The sequence below is a fragment of the Nonomuraea sp. NPDC002799 genome (genome assembly GCF_053592075.1).
Genome location: NZ_JBSFVA010000051.1, coordinates 24,803 through 41,085 on the forward strand (window position 1 = coordinate 24,803; position 16,283 = coordinate 41,085).

General features: G+C 69.1%; 15 protein-coding genes and 1 pseudogene. 6 read left to right on the top strand and 10 right to left on the bottom strand.

Annotation, left to right across the window (positions count from 1 at the left end; genetic code table 11):
- Nucleotides 1-20 precede the first annotated feature (20 nt).
- The 8 genes and pseudogenes from ACWD0F_RS46905 to ACWD0F_RS46940 form a co-directional block, all read right to left on the bottom strand.
- Nucleotides 21-296 carry a hypothetical protein gene (locus ACWD0F_RS46905; protein WP_449888863.1) on the bottom strand — a complete coding sequence of 92 codons (276 nt, stop codon included), beginning with the start codon at nucleotides 294-296 and terminating at the stop codon, nucleotides 21-23.
- A gap of 525 nt (nucleotides 297-821) precedes the next feature.
- Nucleotides 822-1,417 (bottom strand): annotated as a pseudogene (locus tag ACWD0F_RS46910) (GTP-binding protein).
- Nucleotides 1,398-1,754: a DUF742 domain-containing protein gene (locus ACWD0F_RS46915; protein WP_449888865.1), complete on the bottom strand. Its 357-nt coding sequence runs from the start codon at nucleotides 1,752-1,754 to the stop codon at nucleotides 1,398-1,400. The pseudogene ACWD0F_RS46910 and the gene ACWD0F_RS46915 overlap by 20 nt, the downstream one beginning before the upstream one ends.
- A complete protein-coding gene (locus ACWD0F_RS46920; protein WP_449888867.1) occupies nucleotides 1,754-2,170 on the bottom strand; it encodes a roadblock/LC7 domain-containing protein in 417 nt (138 codons plus the stop codon). Before ACWD0F_RS46920 ends, ACWD0F_RS46915 begins: the two co-directional genes overlap by 1 nt.
- On the bottom strand, nucleotides 2,167-3,705 hold the full coding sequence (locus ACWD0F_RS46925) for an ATP-binding protein (protein ID WP_449888869.1): 1,539 nt from the start codon (nucleotides 3,703-3,705) through the stop codon (nucleotides 2,167-2,169). The genes ACWD0F_RS46920 and ACWD0F_RS46925 overlap by 4 nt, the downstream gene beginning before the upstream one ends.
- 661 nt (nucleotides 3,706-4,366) lie before the next feature.
- The gene (locus ACWD0F_RS46930; protein WP_449888871.1) at nucleotides 4,367-4,780 is read right to left on the bottom strand and encodes a hypothetical protein; all 414 of its coding nucleotides are present in this window, start codon (nucleotides 4,778-4,780) and stop codon (nucleotides 4,367-4,369) included.
- Between the two features lie 308 nt (nucleotides 4,781-5,088).
- Nucleotides 5,089-6,339, bottom strand: coding sequence for a serine hydrolase domain-containing protein (locus tag ACWD0F_RS46935; protein WP_449888873.1), 1,251 nt, complete (start codon nucleotides 6,337-6,339; stop codon nucleotides 5,089-5,091).
- 139 nt (nucleotides 6,340-6,478) lie between these two features.
- Nucleotides 6,479-9,523: a BRCT domain-containing protein gene (locus tag ACWD0F_RS46940; RefSeq protein ID WP_449888875.1), complete on the bottom strand. Its 3,045-nt coding sequence runs from the start codon at nucleotides 9,521-9,523 to the stop codon at nucleotides 6,479-6,481.
- Nucleotides 9,524-9,899: 376 nt separating this feature from the next.
- Between ACWD0F_RS46940 and ACWD0F_RS46945 the strand changes: the two genes are divergently transcribed.
- Nucleotides 9,900-10,649, top strand: coding sequence for an NAD(P)-dependent oxidoreductase (locus ACWD0F_RS46945; RefSeq protein WP_449888876.1), 750 nt, complete (start codon nucleotides 9,900-9,902; stop codon nucleotides 10,647-10,649).
- A gap of 328 nt (nucleotides 10,650-10,977) precedes the next feature.
- Here the strand turns inward: ACWD0F_RS46945 and ACWD0F_RS46950 are convergent, their stop codons facing one another.
- Complete coding sequence (locus tag ACWD0F_RS46950; protein WP_449888878.1) at nucleotides 10,978-11,403, bottom strand: hypothetical protein; 426 nt, start codon at nucleotides 11,401-11,403, stop codon at nucleotides 10,978-10,980.
- A gap of 677 nt (nucleotides 11,404-12,080) precedes the next feature.
- Here ACWD0F_RS46950 and ACWD0F_RS46955 point away from each other — a divergent pair.
- The 5 genes from ACWD0F_RS46955 to ACWD0F_RS46975 all read left to right on the top strand — a co-directional run bounded on the left by ACWD0F_RS46955 (nucleotide 12,081) and on the right by ACWD0F_RS46975 (nucleotide 15,151).
- Nucleotides 12,081-12,398: an STAS domain-containing protein gene (locus ACWD0F_RS46955; protein WP_449888879.1), complete on the top strand. Its 318-nt coding sequence runs from the start codon at nucleotides 12,081-12,083 to the stop codon at nucleotides 12,396-12,398.
- A 406-nt stretch (nucleotides 12,399-12,804) separates the two neighbouring features.
- Nucleotides 12,805-13,380 carry an ANTAR domain-containing protein gene (locus ACWD0F_RS46960; protein ID WP_449888881.1) on the top strand — a complete coding sequence of 192 codons (576 nt, stop codon included), beginning with the start codon at nucleotides 12,805-12,807 and terminating at the stop codon, nucleotides 13,378-13,380.
- A 68-nt stretch (nucleotides 13,381-13,448) separates the two neighbouring features.
- Entirely contained in the window at nucleotides 13,449-14,186 is a 738-nt protein-coding gene (locus ACWD0F_RS46965) for a GAF and ANTAR domain-containing protein (RefSeq protein ID WP_449888882.1), read from the top strand.
- Nucleotides 14,187-14,486: 300 nt separating this feature from the next.
- Nucleotides 14,487-14,873, top strand: coding sequence for an STAS domain-containing protein (locus ACWD0F_RS46970; protein ID WP_449888884.1), 387 nt, complete (start codon nucleotides 14,487-14,489; stop codon nucleotides 14,871-14,873).
- A 152-nt stretch (nucleotides 14,874-15,025) separates the two neighbouring features.
- Complete coding sequence (locus ACWD0F_RS46975; protein WP_449888886.1) at nucleotides 15,026-15,151, top strand: hypothetical protein; 126 nt, start codon at nucleotides 15,026-15,028, stop codon at nucleotides 15,149-15,151.
- 222 nt (nucleotides 15,152-15,373) lie between these two features.
- On the opposite strand, the gene ACWD0F_RS46980 is transcribed toward ACWD0F_RS46975, so the two are convergent.
- Nucleotides 15,374-16,231, bottom strand: a complete 858-nt coding sequence (locus tag ACWD0F_RS46980) for a universal stress protein (protein ID WP_449888888.1) — start codon at nucleotides 16,229-16,231, stop codon at nucleotides 15,374-15,376.
- Between the last annotated feature and the right edge of the window lie 52 nt (nucleotides 16,232-16,283).

Genomic DNA, 16,283 nt, shown 5'->3' on the forward strand with positions numbered 1-16,283 from the left:
GCGACGCAGACATCACCACGTCAGGCAGCCGGTCGAGCAGCGTCTCCACCGCGATGTGCGTGATGATCTCGGCGATCTCCGGCGCGGGATGCGGGCAGCCGTGCGACCTGGGTGTCCATGATCGGCCACCGTCCGATGGCGATCTGCCCTGGGGCTTCCTTCCACAGCACCTCGTTCAGCGCCTGGCCGACGCTGCGCCGGCCACCCGACAGGGTCATGGCGAACCGGTCGTCGGTCAGCATGAGCTGGAGCGTGTTGCTGATCCAGGTGGCCGTCGGGTCGTGGCCCGCGGTCATGGTCAGCAGCAGGTCCTGGATGAGCTCCTCGTCGCTCAGCCCGGCGGGATGGGCCAGGAGCCGGGAGGGCAGGTCGGGGCCGCTCGCAGTTCGCGCGCAGCTCGAACTGGTCGGCCGCCGCCAGCGCGTCGCTGACCGCCCCCGCCCGGCGTTCGTGGGCCGCGCCCACCTCGAACAGCATGGAAGGCTGATAGCCGACGTACGCCATGAGGGGCCAGTCGGGCGGGATGTTGTCCCACTGGTTCCAATGGCGGGAGTCCCGGACGAACAGCGTGGGGTTGCTGAGCACGTAGCGCAGTTCGCGGTATCCGAGCACCAGCCAGCCCGGGATGTCGCCTTCCAGCAGGACCGGCACCACGGGCCCATGCCGGCGCATCTCATCGAAGGCGGCGGCGGGGTCCTGGTGGTAGGTCCTGCCGTACATACGGAAGGCGCCGTTGAACGCGCTCCGGTCCGGCCCTTCTGCCGGTACGGCGAACCAGGAGGCGGCGTCGGAGGATTGCGTGAAATCAGTCATGAGGTCACCTACCGGGCGGAGGACAGAGCATGGAGGTGGTTGACGAGCGTGATCAGCACGGCCTTGCTGGACTCCCGCCGCCGCGCGTCGCACGCGACGAGCGGCACGTCGGAGGAGAGGTCGAGCGCGTCGCGTATCTGGTCGAGGGAGTGCGTGGGGTCGCCGAACCGGTTATGGGCCACGACGAACGGCATGCGGTGGTGTTCGAGCCGGTCGATGGCGTACCAGGAGTCGGCCAGGCGCCGCGTGTCCACCAGCACGACGGCGCCGAGCGTTCCGGTGAACAGGCGGTCCCACAGGAACCAGAACCGTTCCTGACCCGGCGCCCCGAACAGGTAGAGCACCATCTCGGGGTTCAGACTGATCCGGCCGAAGTCGAACGCCACCGTGGTGGTGGACTTCCACTCCACGCCGCGCGCGTCGTCGACCTGCTCCCCCGCCCGGGTCAGCGTCTCCTCGGTGCTCAGCGGCCGGATCTCACTGACGACTTGACCATGGTCGTCTTTCCCACACCGAACCCACCGACGATCACGATCTTGAGTCCGGTGGTCGTGGAACCCGCCAAGGGAGTCCGCGCGACCGGGTCAAAGCTGTTCGAGTCCAACGAGCACCTGTCTGAGAAGTTCGGGGTCGGGCAGACGCGATTCTGCCGGCGCCGGGCGCGGGTTCCTGGCGGTGATGCGTCCCATGTCGAGCAGGTCGCAGAGCAGTGTGCGCACCACGATGACCGGCAGCCGCAGCTCGGATGCGATCTCCACGACGGCCATCGGGCTCGTGCAGAGCCGGAGGATCCGGACATGCTCGGACTGCATGCCCGGAGTCGGGTCGCACTCGCTCACGATGATCGTGACCATGTCGAGGCCGTCGTCGGCCACGCCGCTGCGTCCGCCGGTCACCATGTAGAGGCGGTCCGGGTTCTCGTCCTCCAGGCGCGGTGCCATCAGGGCCGGCTGCTCGTCTGTGGCGCACGAGGTGGCGCGGTCAGGTGTTCACCGATCTGCTCGACCAGTTCGTTCATGTTGTGACCGATGACGCCCGGGTCGGCGTCGTCGCCGGCCACCACGGCGAGGTGCGCTCCCTCTCCCGCCTCCACGATGAACAACAACCCGCCGTGGAACTCGGTCATGGACTGACGCAGGCCGCCCGTGCCGTCGCCGAACTCGATGGAGGCGCCGTACGACAAGCTTTGGATCCCGGAGGCGATCGCGGCGAGCTGGTCGGCGCGGTCGACGGACAGCGCGGCGGTATGGGACATCCGCAGGCCGTCTCGCGACAACACCACGGCGTACCTGGCCTGCGGAGTCCTCTCCAGGAGGTTCTCGAGCAACCAGGCGAGTTCCTGAGCCGATGTACTCATCGAGTTTCTTCCTCACCCATCTGATGTGCTTCGCTCGCCGGATTCTTGCGTGCCCTGCTTGCTTGGTGGAAGGCGCTGAACTTGCTTCCGGTGTCCGACGGCCTCCGCGTGGGCCTCGGTTCCGGCCCGGCCGCGGGCTGAGGCGGCGTCTGCGCGGACGAGGTGGCCGCGAACGTCTGTCCCCGGCGGCGGCGCGGCAGGCCGTGCAACTCCCCGTCCCCCTCAGGGGTCTCGCGCGCAGGGGCCTCCTGCCTGGCCGGGGCCTGCCTGGGAGATCGCGCCTGCGGCGGCACCGAGGCGTTCTGGCTGATGAGCCGCTGCGGGATCATGACCACCACGCCGGTGCCGCCACGGGAGGACGGGCGGAAGGAGACGGTGAGCCCGTGCTTGCGGGCCAGACAGCCGACGACCGCCAGGCCGAGCCGGGAACCGGACAACGTTGTGAAGTCCAGCGGTTCAGCGGAGACGGCCCGTTCCGCCCGGGCCGGCGCGGCCGGGCTCATCACCAGCCCGCAGTCCTCGATCGTGATCACGACACCCGCGGTGATCTCCTCCACGTACACGTGGACCTCTTCGGTGGGTGGGGAGAAGCTGGTGGCGTTGTCCATCAACTCCGCGAGCGAGTGCATGACGCCCTCCGCGGCATGCCCCGCGATCGCGAACGTGCTGGAGGAGTGGACCCGGACCCGCTGGTAGGCGCTGATCCGGCCGATCGCCCCGCGCAGGATGCTCTCCATCACGATCGGCTTGGTCCAGCGCCGTCCCGAGCGGGCCCCGGTCAGGACGGCGATGCTGTCGGCGAGCCGTCCGGCCTGGGCGGTCGTGTGGTCCAGCTTCAGCAGGTCGCCGAGGGTGATCCGGTCGTGCCGGTCCTCCATCTTGCGCAGATCGGCCAGCGTGCTCGTGGCCAGGGCCTGCACCCGGCCGGCGGCGCTGGCACAGGCCGCGGTCGTGGCGGCGCGGATCCGCCCCTGCCTGCTGACCTCGCTGACGAAGGAGTACAGGATCTGCTGCTGGGCCTTGCCGGCGGGCCGCGGAACCTTGGCGAGGACCGACTCGGCCGACACCCCGTTGTGGACGAGCCGCACCGCTTCCTGCATCGTCTCACCGGCCAGCCTGGCGAGCTCGGCGTCGCCGCCGGTGAGCCGGCCCCGCAGTTGCCGGACCTGCTGCCTGCTCGACGCCGCGAACGTGAGCGCGCCGCACACCAGGACGGCCGCGACGCCGAGGGCCCAGGTCAGGATGGTCCGCGTGGCGGGCGGGGCGATGAGCACGGCCGTCAGCGCCGCGGCCCCCGTGACGGCGGCCGTGGCCGTCAGGACGATCAGAGGTTCGCTCAGCCGTGAGTGTGCCGCGCGATGGCGAGTACGTACCGATGCTGACATCTCGAGTTCCTCGTCGGCGAGTGGATCACGGTCACCGCGCACGCCACAGGGCCGAACGCGCAGCGACGACCTGTTCTGGCCGACCGCCTGGCTCTGCTCCGACGCCGCGTCCTTCGTGACCGGCCTGCCGATGGCGGTGGACGGCGCCATGACGGCACGCTGAGCGTCACGGGACGGTCGCGGCGATGCGGCCTGAGCGGGACGCCGTGACCCCAAAGCCTGGAGATCCATCGGTCTCTCCAGCAGGCATGACTTCGGCCCGCAAGGTCGCGTTGCCGAGACCCTTGCTGGTGCTGGTGAAGCCGCGCCAGCCATGGGCGGCGCGGTCCAGAACGGCCCAGGCCAGGCTGACGCAGGAGGTCTCGCCGGGGAAGCGGCCGATGACCTTTGCGGCAGCACCGAGACGTAGGTGTCGGCGGTCGGCACGATGCTGGCATGCCCCAGCGTGCCTTGTCCGACCTTCAGTTCCGTGCCCGACGGCCAGCGCCAATGTCGCAGCTCCGTGGCGCAGGTCATGCAACCGGACCGGCGGCCACCAGCCTATGGAAGCGATAGGTGAGATAGCTCGGCTGTACCCATTCTCCTAGTCCCTTATCGGTTCACAGAATGCAGTGTCGGAGGCGCACTTCATGTTGACGTTCGCCACATACAGCGCCTTGCTGACGCAGAGCGCACCGCCCCTGCTCGCCGAGCAAGGTCGCGGCCTGGCACTGGTCCGGGAGTTGTCCCAGGGCCACTGCCGCGCCTACCCGACCATGATCACCACATGCGCCGCCGCCGGACGGCACTCGACCATGAGCTGTGGCGAAGGTCAGGCCAGGGTTGAGAAGTCCTGTGAGGTGGAGATGGTGATGATGGCGCCGACCGCCGTGATCGTCGCCGGTCCGACCAACCTCAGCCAGTAAAGATCCGGCAGGCCGTCGAACCGGGTCACCAGAGCGTCCGCTTCGGCGGGCCAGGTCGCGGCCGTGCGCAGCAGTGGCGTGAGGGTGACCTCGTCGACGAGCGACGATTCGAGGTCGGGGCCTTTGCCGAGGGCGACGTGCCGCACGTCCTCCAGCAGCAGGCTCACCATCGGCCATCTCTGCGTCTGTACGATCTTGATGTCGAGATGGTCGCGCTCGCCGAGAGCCGCGAAGCTCACCGTGTCGAGGAAGCCGCCGGCGCAGTCCGCAAGCACCGCGCCGGCTCGCTCGCAGGTCGTCTCGACCGTGTTACCTACCATGAGTCGCTCAGCATCGCAGGTTCTCGCCTGTGTCGTGGGACAGGGTCTTGAGTCATCTTCTGGCGACGTACAACTGTGTGCCCGCGAAGATGTATGCCGTGCAGGTCACGCGGCTTACCTGCTCCTCCTGACGGGTGTGCCCAGTCCGACAGCGACCCCTCTCTGTCACCCATCTGAGGGCTGGAGGAGCGGTCTCCGTACCGGTCGCCGACACGTGCCGAGAACATGCGGCGGATCGGGCTTTACTGCGGCGGCGGCGCTGTGGCGGGCCGCCGATCGGTGACCCGCCCGCGTCGCGCCGCCGCCGGTCACGGTGTGGCCGTGCCCCCGTCCACGCGGATCGCCGGGAGCGGCCGCTCCGCCCTGGTCGCCGCCCCCGCGTCAGGCCCGCACGCCGCCTCCAGCAGGTGGTTCCCGATCGCGAAGTCGATGGCGTGCGCGACAGGACTACCGTTCTCGTCGAGCTGCTGATAGTTCCTCAGGTTGGTGCCGAAGGCGAACTGGTGGTCGCCGCCGGCGGTGGAGAACGCGAAGGTTTCCATGCCGGGGACGCTCCCGTCGTGCCCCCAGAATCTGCCGCACGGCAGGTCGAGGGGGTAGATCCCGAGGCCGTAGTCGATCACGGCGCCCGAGAAGGCCCGGATGGGCACGGTCTTCTGCATCTCGGCGAGCAGAGTCGCGTCGAGCAGCTCACCGCGCAGCAGCAGCCGGAAGAAGCGGTTGAGGTCCTCCATCGTCGAGGCGACCGCACCCGACGTCCAGGCCCAGGACATGTCGTAGACGCTGTAGTCCTTGGGCGGGTCGATGAGCCCGAACAACGCCTCGTACGCCTTGGAGCTCGGCCCAGGAAGGTACGGCGTACGCGGGAACGACGTGTGCCGCAGCCCGGCCTTCCGGAAGACATGGTCGGTGATGTACCGCTCGGCACTCGTTCCCGTCACCTTCTCCAGCAGCAGGCCGGCGATGACGTAGTTCGTGTTCGAGTACGCCCCGGGCGTCACCCCCGGCTGCCCGGTCGCGGGGGCGCCGAGCCCCGCCCGCGCCAGCTCCTCCGGCGGGAAGGCGCGGAAGCGGTTGGCGTCCAGGCTCTCGATCGTCGGGAAGAGAACGTCGGTGTGGTTGGCGATGTGGCTGGTGTGGTTGAGCAGCATGCGTACGGTGATCTGCTGCCCGCGCTCACCCGGGATCAGGTCGGGCAGGTAGCGGCCGATGGGGGCGTCGAGCTCGATCGTGCCCTTGCCGACCTGCTGTAACACGGCCACGGCGACGAACGACTTGGTGATGCTGCCGGCTCGGTGCACCATCTCGGGACGCATCGGGCGGCGAGTCTCGACGTCGGCGACGCCGGCGGCGCCCTTCCAGCTCCGCCGGCCGTCCACGACGTTCGCATAGGTGCCGTACAGGCCGGCCTCATGCACGGCGTCCAACGTCTGGCGCAGCCGCTGCCGGTCGAGGCCGCCGTCATCGGCGGCGGCCACGGGTCCGGCCGCGAGCAGCGCGGCGGCCAGGGTCGCGGCTCCCAGCCGCGAGGCGAACGTGCTCCATCGACGAATGGTCATGGCGTCAGCATGAGTCTTCCGCTCGGCGGAGGTCAGTGCGCTGTGTCACAGGTCCCGCATGACAGAAGTCAGCCCTCGCTCCAAACCGGCGGCGGGAGTGCGTCACTCCCAGGCCGGTGATCGCGACCGGGACACGGGATCACCACACGTCGACGTCCACGCCGATCGCGACGGTCCGCAGGGCGCTGAGCGCGACCCAGGTGCGGTCGTTGCTGCCCAGCCCGTAATCGCCGGAATCCTCCGTCCCGGGTAGCAGGTCGAGCACGGCGCTGACGTGGCCGTACTCCGCCGCGTTCCGAGCCACATGCGCGGACTCGCGGCGCTTCGTCGCCTTGGGGAGTTTCGCGAGCCCGGCGTGCTGGGCGGTGAGATCGATCCACTGGTCGTCGGTCGGGCCGGTGGGCCTGCCCTCGGCTGCGATCCGTTCGGCGTCCGGCAGGTCGCGCCGCACCGAGGCCCGGTTGATGTCGCCCCACAGCCGGAGCAGATCCGGCTGCCCGTAGACGGTGAGCGCGCGGGCTGCCGTCCAGTCGTCGAACCAGCGCACGCCGGAGGCGTGCGGCTTGTTCGGGTCCTTCGGCTCGCTGCGCTCCCCGATCAGCTCGCGCACCAGCTCGGTCTCGCCCCGCCGCAGCAGGTACACCAGCCAGGGCACGCCGTGGTGCCGGTCCCCCGGCGCGCCCACGCCCTCGTCCAGCACGACGCGGGCCTGCTGTTCGCGGCCGCACTCGGTGAGCGCCCAGACCAGCGGCAGACGCACTTCCCAATTCGAACGGTGGGCGTCGGCGGCCTCGCGCGCGGAGGCGAACCACCGTTCGGAGCGTTCATGCCGCCCCAGGACCGCGCACGCCCCGGCGACCGCCGCCATGTCCGCCGCCATGTCCGCCGCATCGTGCACGTCCCCGAGATCAGCGTCGGCATAGGGGAAGACGGCGGCGGCTTCGGCGTCGAAACCGGCCGCGCCGAGCGCGAGCGCGATCCGCGCGAGCTGTCCGAGACGTCGCCGGTGTTCCGGGATCGCGAGGGCCGGCTCACGGGCATCCGCGGCATCGCCTCGCCGGACGCGGATCATCGCGAGCTGCTGGAGCGTGTCGACGGTCCACTCGCCGTAGGCGAACGAGTCCGGCCGCGTCAGGTCGACGAGCGTGCCCCGGACCACCGTGATCAGATCGGAGACGGTGGCGGTATCGGGTGGCGGCCACGTCCCCGTCGTCTCCGCCGTGCTGCCGCGTCCCCGGAACGGCGCCAACAGCCGCTCGGTCTCCGGCGCGGCCGTCCCCGCTCCCGCGTGGGCGGCGTCGGGGAAGACGCTCTGCTCTCCCCAGCGGAACGGCCAGGCGAAGCGGCGGGCGATGGACCAGCAGAGCCGGCCGTCGAGATCGTCGTCCCGGCCGGGCGGCGCGATGACCGTGCCGTCCTCGAACGCCACCGACCAGGTCTCCTCGTCCAGCGCGAACGCCGGGTTGAGCCGGAGCCGGTCGCCGAGGTCACGGCCGGCGAACAAGAGCGGGCGACGGGCGGCCGGGGCGTGGTGGAAGGGGTGGTCGGCCACGATCTCGCCGGTCTCGGGGCGCAGGAAGCGCACCGCGTGCGAGCCGATCGCGATCAGCACGTCGTCGGCGGGCCATTCCAGGCCGAACCCGTGATCCCCCTGGCCGATGGTGCGCCGGATACCGTCCAGGACGCGCAGCCGTTCGGGGCGTCCACCGAGCGACCAGATCTCGATCCGCCCCTCGCCAGTGACACAGGCCGCCTGCTCGCCGTCCGGCGACCAGGCCCACGACCGGGCGTCCCAGCCGCGCGGGTTGGACGTGTCCGCCTGAACGTCCAGGTCGTACCGGTGCTCGCCGGTCGTCCCGTCGATGATCCCGACGGTCCCGCCCGCCGGATCCACCACCGCCAGCCGGCCGCCCGGCCCCCAGCTCAGGACATCGGCGCCCGGGTAGCCCGCGAGCTCCGCCGCCGTCTCACCCGTCAACGCGTCGGCGATGATGAGCTTTGCGCCACGCTGGTAGGCCAGGAGCCGTTCATCCACGCTCCACTCGGGCGGAGCCGCATCCTGGTCCTCTTCCAGGCCCAGCATCCAGGAGACCCGCCGTTTCTCCACGTCGAGCGAGATCGCCGCGTACTCGTCCCCCGCCTGTCCGTAGACACGGGAGCCGTCGCGCGACCAGAACGCCCGGCCGAGGATGAGCTCGGGCTCCTCGCTCCAGGTTTCCCGGAACTCCTCCGGCAACGGTCCGCTGAACTCGATCGGCTCCGTTCCCTCCGGATGAGCGTCCGGTGGCCCGGCGACCGAGCCCTCGTGCATCGCCACGATGACGTTGCGCAGGAAGTCCGACTCGCCTCCGTAGACGAACGCGCGCCTGCCGTCGGGGGCGAAGGCCATGCCCAGCGGTCTGCCGGAGGCGAGGAAGAACGCGTCGGCGATCGGCTCGCGGGCGGTGCCGAACGGGTCCCACACCCCGGTCGCGTTGGTGTTGTACTCCAGCGCGATCCGCGTGCCATCCGCCGACCACTGGAGGCTGCGCGTGTGGTCCGGGAAGCCGATGCCGCCCATGATGCCGTCGATCGCGTGGACGCAGCGGCCGGTGGCAACCTCGAAGATTTGCAGGACACCGCCCCGGTCGTAGTCGTCGCCGGTCCCGCTTCCGACCGCGAGGTGGTGGCCGCCCGGGCTGAACGCGTGGCCGTTCACCTCACCGTGGTGCACGTCGGAGTGGCGCAGCAGCGCGCTCGCCGCGCGCAACCGGGCGGTCGCGAGGCGATGCGCGTCAGTGACCCCGTGAGCGCGCTCCAGAGTTCGGAGGGCGTCCCGCAGCGGCACGGTGTCGCGCTCCGGGCAGAACGCGGACCAGTCGGCGCTCTTGAGGGTATCGAGGGCCTCGTCGGGTCCCATCCGCTCGTCCGGGACGCCGGTGAACAGCGGGGACGGCGGCGCGGTGCCGGGCTTCCGGCCTGCGAGCACGGCCACCAGCGCGTCCTCGTCGTAGATCGGAACGCCGCGCGCCGCCGCCGGACCGGCCTTGGCCCCCGACTTCGCCCCGGCGAAGACCAGGTCCGTCTTCGCCGAGACCGACGCGGCCACCTTCGCGCCCAACGCCTCCAGGCCGCGCTTGGCCTCATCCTTCGAAAGCCGCCCGAACCGCCCGGCCAGCACGACCGTACTGCCATTGATGATCACGCCAAGAGACCGTAGCGGAGGTGACCGACACATCACCTCTTGTTTCCGTCCGGATCCGAGCCTGGGCGACCAGGGTCCCTGATCCCCTTCTCGGCCCCCGGCTCCCGCCATCGGATGTTCGGCAGCTATCAGTTCTGCCGATGAATTGTTCGCTTGTCGCCCGTTTCCCCCCGGTGCAGGCGGGCGTTGAGTCAAAGGGCAGGCGTTCGGCCAGCGGCGCCGGCGGAATCCGCACCGAACGGCGGCCGTGGGACGACCACGCGGTGAGCGAAATCGCCTGGCCGCCGTCACCATCCCGGACGGGGCGCTGAACCCGCCACAAGAACGCGCGCAACGCCACCGCCCGGCTGCTGACCGCAGCTGATTTCGAGAAGACGTGAGGGAAGACATGGAAACAGGACACGACCAAGGCGCCGGTCGCCCTGCCCGGCAGAAGGTCTGCATCGTCGGGGCTTCTGGGAAGCTCGGGCAGTACATGGTGCGGCACGCGCTGGATCGGGGTTACGAGGTGGCCGGCGTGTGCCGAGAGGCGAGCGTGTCCAAACTCGACGCGTTCAAGGGACGCATCACCCTCTTCCCGGGGGCGACCGACGATCGCGGCGTCATCGAACGGGCGGTCGACGGCTGCGATGGGGTGCTGACCGTGCTGGTCCCGCGCGGGGTCCACGGCTACGCGTCGAAAACGGCCCAGGCGGTGCTCGACCAGGCACAGCCTGGCGCACGCCTGCTGTTCTCCTGCGGCTGGCACATCACGCTCGACGGCCTGGATGTGTACTCGTGGAAGATCAAGGCACTGGTCAAGGTCGCCGGCCCGCTCGCGCGGCTGGCTCGCTACGCCGACCTCGACGACCAGGTGGAAGCCTGCCGGCGGGTGTTTGCCAGCGACACACGATGGACCGTCGTTCGCGGCAGCGACCTGGAGGAAGGCGACAGCCAGGGTCTGCCCGTATGGAGCCGGCACGTCGGCGACCCCATCCTCAAGAGCAACCTCACCCGCCGCATCGACTTCGCCTTGTTCATGGTCGAGGCCCTCAACAACGACGAACTCGTTCATAGGGCACCGGCGATAGTCGGCTGCCAGACCCCCTCGGCACTTGCCAACGCCTCCGCCACCCCGGCACCGTGATCCCCTCACGCCGCGCACCTGCCCAGGCCGGCGGGGATGCGGAGCGGGCCGCCCCGGTCGGCGTGCCTTCTCCCGTGACTGGAGCTCTCCTTCAGGAGCCTGGGCCGGATCGGCCGACCCGCTCTGGCGCCCCTTCACCGCCTCATGGATGCCCGAGCCAGGGTGGACGACCGCGGGCGAACGCACGACAGTGAGCCGAATCTCGCCCCCCGGGGTGAGGCCGACAGAGCCATCTGCCGATCGCGATGAGGACCTCGACCGCGGCGGGTTACCGGGCTGACCAGCGTGCGAGCGGCGGGCTCCGGAGAGCCCGCCGCCGCCTGCTGGATCAGATGATGAAGAATTCGTTGCTGCGTGCGGTGGATACGCTGCCGTCGCCCATGCGTAGCGCGGCGACGAACTCGTACAGACCGTTGGCCTGGAAGTCGGCGGCGTCGATCGCGTAGGTCGTCTGCTTGACGTAGCCGTTGTTGCCCGCCTGCGGGCCCACCGAGCTCCAGCCGTCGCCGGGGACGCCAGCCTGCTCGTTGAGGACTCTGGCAGCGAAGGTGGTGGTGTTGCCAGAGGTGGAACGAGCGCTGACGATGAGCCGGTAGTTGCTCTTGTTGTCGCCTGCCGAGTCGCTCGCGTCAGCCTGCAGCATCAGGTGGAACTGGGGGCGGGGGTTCCCGCCGACCTCGTTGGGGGTGTCGTCCATCGTGCCGTTGGCGACGCTGGAGACATAGAGTCGTACGATCTTCACATCCGTGGCCATAGCCGGCCTCCTCGGGCTGGAGCGTCAAACCTCGTGTCTCACTTGCCGGCAGGACACTCGGAATAGCCATGGGTCGAGGCGACCGTCCTTGGCCAAAGGCCGCATGGCGATTCCATCAAGAGTCGAGCCAGTTAAATGAATCGGCAGATCATCGGGATCTGCCCGACTCTGGGACCTATCGCCCCCATGAGGCCGATGGGTTCCAGTGACCGAGTTCGAACGCGTGCCTTACCGCCCGTAATTTGTAAGACTCGCTCTATGCATACACCCTTGACAACAGATATGCCAACTCCCGATAAATCCCTATGCCCCAGGCGTCACCACCGTGCAGCACCAAAACCCCTGCCAAGCTGCGGCGACAGCCATAACGCCAGGTCAAGGTCGCAAGACTCAACTATTTGTCAATGCGACCGAAATTCTCACAACCACTCGTACTCGCGAAGGGCGAGAAGCGCCATCCTGTTGGGCGCCGAAATCGATAGCTCATGGTCACTCGTGCACGTTCGATCATCTTATGGTCTTCGCAAAACCGGGACTCGCCACCCTCGGCTCGCCGAAGCCGTACCCAGCGACTGCGTCACTGACGCATCTCATGACCGTCCGCTATTTCGGAATCGCGATATCTCGGAAATCGGCCTGTGCGAGGTATAATAAAAATACCGAGGACATTTCGAGCGTTGACATCAAGGTCGGCGTCGCCCACGGCGATAGATCATCCGTGGACCCTTCTGGGCCAGGGTAGGTCAGGCGACCATGACGCCAGCAAAGCGCTTCGCCGGCAACTGCTGGACACCCTGCGCCACAGCACGAACCTGCTCATCCTCGACCTGTCCCAGGTGTCGTTCTGCGACTCCTCGGGCCTGGCCGTGCTGGTCGGCATCCAGCACCGCGCCCGAATCCAAGGCATCACCCTCACCCTGGCGAATCTCCGCCCGTACACCTCCCATGTCCTGCGCCTCACCGGCCTGGACCGGAGCCTGCAGATGATGGTCTGAGGTCGCCTGGCCTGTGCGCGTCGAGGCGGCGTCGTACATCAGGACAACGCGTATGCCACAGCACCAGGTCGAGCCTTTCGCGTCGTTCAGCTGATGGTCAGCTCACGTCGCGAACCACATCGCAGTCAATGCAGTATTTACTGCGGAAACTCGGCCAGAGTGCGATGGTGGTGGTGGCAGCGACATCGTGCGAGACGACGCCCTCGGGTGGTGAGGTGGTGATCGCCCGTTGGCGGTCCATGGCCAAAGCCGGGCGGCGCGGGCGGCGCGAGCGTGGGCGGCGATCACGGGATGCGCAGACGGAAAGCCGGTGACGGCAGGGCACGTGTGCCGGGCAGCGCATGTCGCCGTGGGCGTGGACGGGTCTGCGTTGTCGCTCTCGACAGGGATGGCCAGCCAGAGCTTGGTGTATGCCACCGATGAGGTGGCCCGGCAGGTGGCGGAGCTGCAGTTCTCCCTGGGTGAGGGCCCGGGGGTGGAGGCGTGGACGTACGGCGGCGCGTCGCTGGCCCCCGATCTGAGCTCGGCGGCGACGGCTGAGCGCTGGCCGTGGTTCGCTCCGGCCTCGGTGCAGGCGGGGGCGCGGGCGGTGTTCGCCTTTCCGCTGCAGGCCGGGGCGATCCGGCTGGGCACCTTGGACCTGTACCGGTCCACCGGCGGCCCGCTGACACCGGAGCAGTTGGCCGACGCGCTCACCTTCGCCGCGGCCGCGCTCGGCGTCATGCTGCACACCGCCCACCCCCAGACGAGCCCGGCCCTGGACGTGCAGCCCTTCGCCGTGATGGAAGAGAGCCGGGCGGAGGTCTACCAGGCCACCGGGATGATCACCGTGCAACTGGGCGTGAGCCTGGCGGAGGCATTCCTCCGGCTGCGCGCCTACGCCTTCACCCATGGGGTGGGGGTGGCCGAGATCGCCCGCCTGGTCGTGGCCCGCACCCTGCGCTTCGACCTCGACGACCCGGCCGCCGATACCGGCGACTGAACCGAACACCATGTGCGCGAAAGCCCTGCGAACACGCAGGGCCTGAATGTGAGAAAGGGAGTGAAACCATGCCGCGCGAACAACTTCTGGCACGGGTCTTCGTCGAGTTGGCCGACACCCTGGTGGCCGACTTCGACGTGATCGAGTTCCTGCACCTGCTCACCGAGCGATGCGTGCAAGTGCTGGAGGTGGACGCGGCCGGGCTTCTCCTCACCGACCAGGCCGGCCACCTGCAGCTCATGGCCGCCTCCAGCGAGCAGTCGCGAATCCTGGAGCTGTTCCAGCTGCAGGCCGACCAGGGCCCCTGTCTGGACTGCTACGCCACCGCAACCCCGATCGCCGTCGCCGACCTGGCCGCCGAAACCGCGCGCTGGCCGGAATTCGCCGGAGCCGCCCACGAGTGGGGCTTCGCCGCCGTACACGCCATGCCGATGAGACTACGCGACCAGGTCATCGGCGCCCTCAACCTGTTCAGCGCCACTCCAGGAGGCCTGGACGCCAACACCGCCGCGCTGGGCCAGGCCTTCGCCGACGTGGCCACGATCGGCCTGCTCGGCGAACGAGCCGCCCGCGAACAGACACTGCTGTCGCAGCAACTACAGATCGCGCTGAACACCCGAGTCCTGATCGAGCAGGCCAAGGGCATGCTCGCCGAACGCGGCGGCGAGTCGATGGAGGCGGCGTTCACCGCGATGCGCACCTACGCCCGCGACCACAACCGCAAGCTCACCGACGTCGCCCACGCCGTCATCAACGGCAACATCCTGCTGCCCGACCCCGCCCGCACCCGCCGCCCACCGGCCTGACCGCTTCCCAGCGGAAGGGGCTCACTCCCCGGTGAGCGCCGCGGTCATGCGAACCCCGCGCGCAATTGTGGCGAGGGCGGTGTGGGTCGGACCCTGAACGCGTATGCTGCACTACGTGTATAACTGATCGCAGAAAGTGGCGATCGGTTATGGTGCGCCACCTTGTCGTGGCGACCGTGCCGTCCAGACCTCGCGACACACGCATCGACGCGGACTCGACGAGGGCGCACAGCAGGGCCAGGTGAGGGCCCTGGAGAGGATGCCCCGCCCGGCTCGCCTGACGCCTGGTCTGGAGCGGCGATGGACGCCTTGGTGGTCTCAATAACGCGCCTGCACGGATACGTGGTCGTGAGGGTGGCCGGGGAATTGGACCTGGTGACCAAACCGCTGCTGTACGGGTCCGTCGAGGCCGCCGTGCGCGCCTACCGTGAGGGGCTGCTGGTCATCGAGCTGTCGGCGGTGTCGTTCATGGACGCCCAGGGACTGTCCGCGCTGGTGATGAGCAGACGGCACGCCATCGAACACCAGCGGGAGCTGGCGCTGGCAGGGGCCTCGGCTGCGGTCCGGCGGCTTCTGCACATCACCGCGCTGAGCAGCAGCTTCACCCTGATGGCGGCCATAGACACGCGGCCGGGACACCCAGGGGAGCAGGGACACCCTGCCTCGCCCGCCTCGAAATCGCCTTGACCGCCTGACCGGAATTGGCCCACCAGGGTCAGTCGCTGCTTTGGGTTGGACGCTCGATGCGCATGGCGTCACGAGGTCACGCAGGAATCATGCGGAGAACGCTATGCTCCGGACCGTCTTCGGCCGGCCATAGGTTTTGTGATCATGCGTACGTGGCGGGGATGGCGTTCGCGGGGGACGACCCCTCGCAGGCCGTGTGCAACCCCTCCGACGACGAGTTCCTTGTGGACAGTCAGAGCACGGTGGAGCACCTCGAGGTGTTCGCGGGCAGCCCTTAGCTTGCCGTCAATTGCGTTACGCCGTCGGGTCGGGTGACGTCGGTCCGGGTCCGGCCGGGAGTCCCTCTGTGCCAAGCTCACGTGAGACAAGACTCCCGAAAGCTATCGCGCCGGTCTCCATCTATGCGAAGCCATCTGGTGGATCCGGAGCCTCCAACCCATCTGAAGATCCGAAGTGCGTGCACACCCCAGTGCTTGTCCGGTCAGGACGAGCAAGACGCCTTATGGCCGCACCACCGCGACGGAGTTGCGCGCATGGTTCAGAACGCCGAGGCTGACGGATCCGAGCATCACGGTGCCGATCGCGCCTCGGCCCTGGGAGCCCACGACGACCAGATCCGCCTTCTCCGAAGCGGTGGCGAGCGCGTCGACAGGGTGGGCCCGCCGGACGTCCTCGATCACCGGCACCTGCGGATATTCCTGCCGCCATCCTCGCAGGACGCCGGCTACTGCCCGGCACTGGGCGGCGTGGATCTCGTCCAGGTCATGGATGCTTTCGGGGATGTGAGCATGCGCCGGCGGTTGCCACGCGTGAACGGCGCGCAGCGTGCTCGCGCGACTCCTCGCCTGCTCGAAAGCGTAGGCGAGGGCGGGCTCGCAGGCGCCATAGTCGTCGAACCCGACGACGATCTCCCCATGGACGGCGTCGGGGCCGGAGCGGACGACGACCACCGTGCCGCGGGCATGCCCCGCCACATGGGTGCTCACCGAGCCCAGCATGGCCCCGGGAAAGCCGCCAAGACCGCCGCCGCCGATCACGATCTCGGCGACGACGTCGTCGTCGGCCTGTTCGCGTAACATCGCCGCGGCAGCACCTCGAAGGAGCGCGGTGGTGATGCCGATTTCGGGCTGTCGCTTGCGCGCGGCCGCCTCGGCGTCGGCGAGGACGCTCTCCGCACTGCGGTCGACGACATCGCCCAGCCCGAGAGCGGGGAACCGCGCCATCTCGTACGGCGAGCGGTCGACTACGTGAACGATGCGTAGCCGGGCCGCCGCGCGCGCGGCGTCGTCGGCCGCCCACTCGACGGCCGCGGTCGCGGCGGCCGAGCCGTCGGCGCCTACAACGATGACACGGGCCATGGTCCCTCCAGATTGTGCCGGCCATTACTCATCGCTGGATCCCGGAAATATG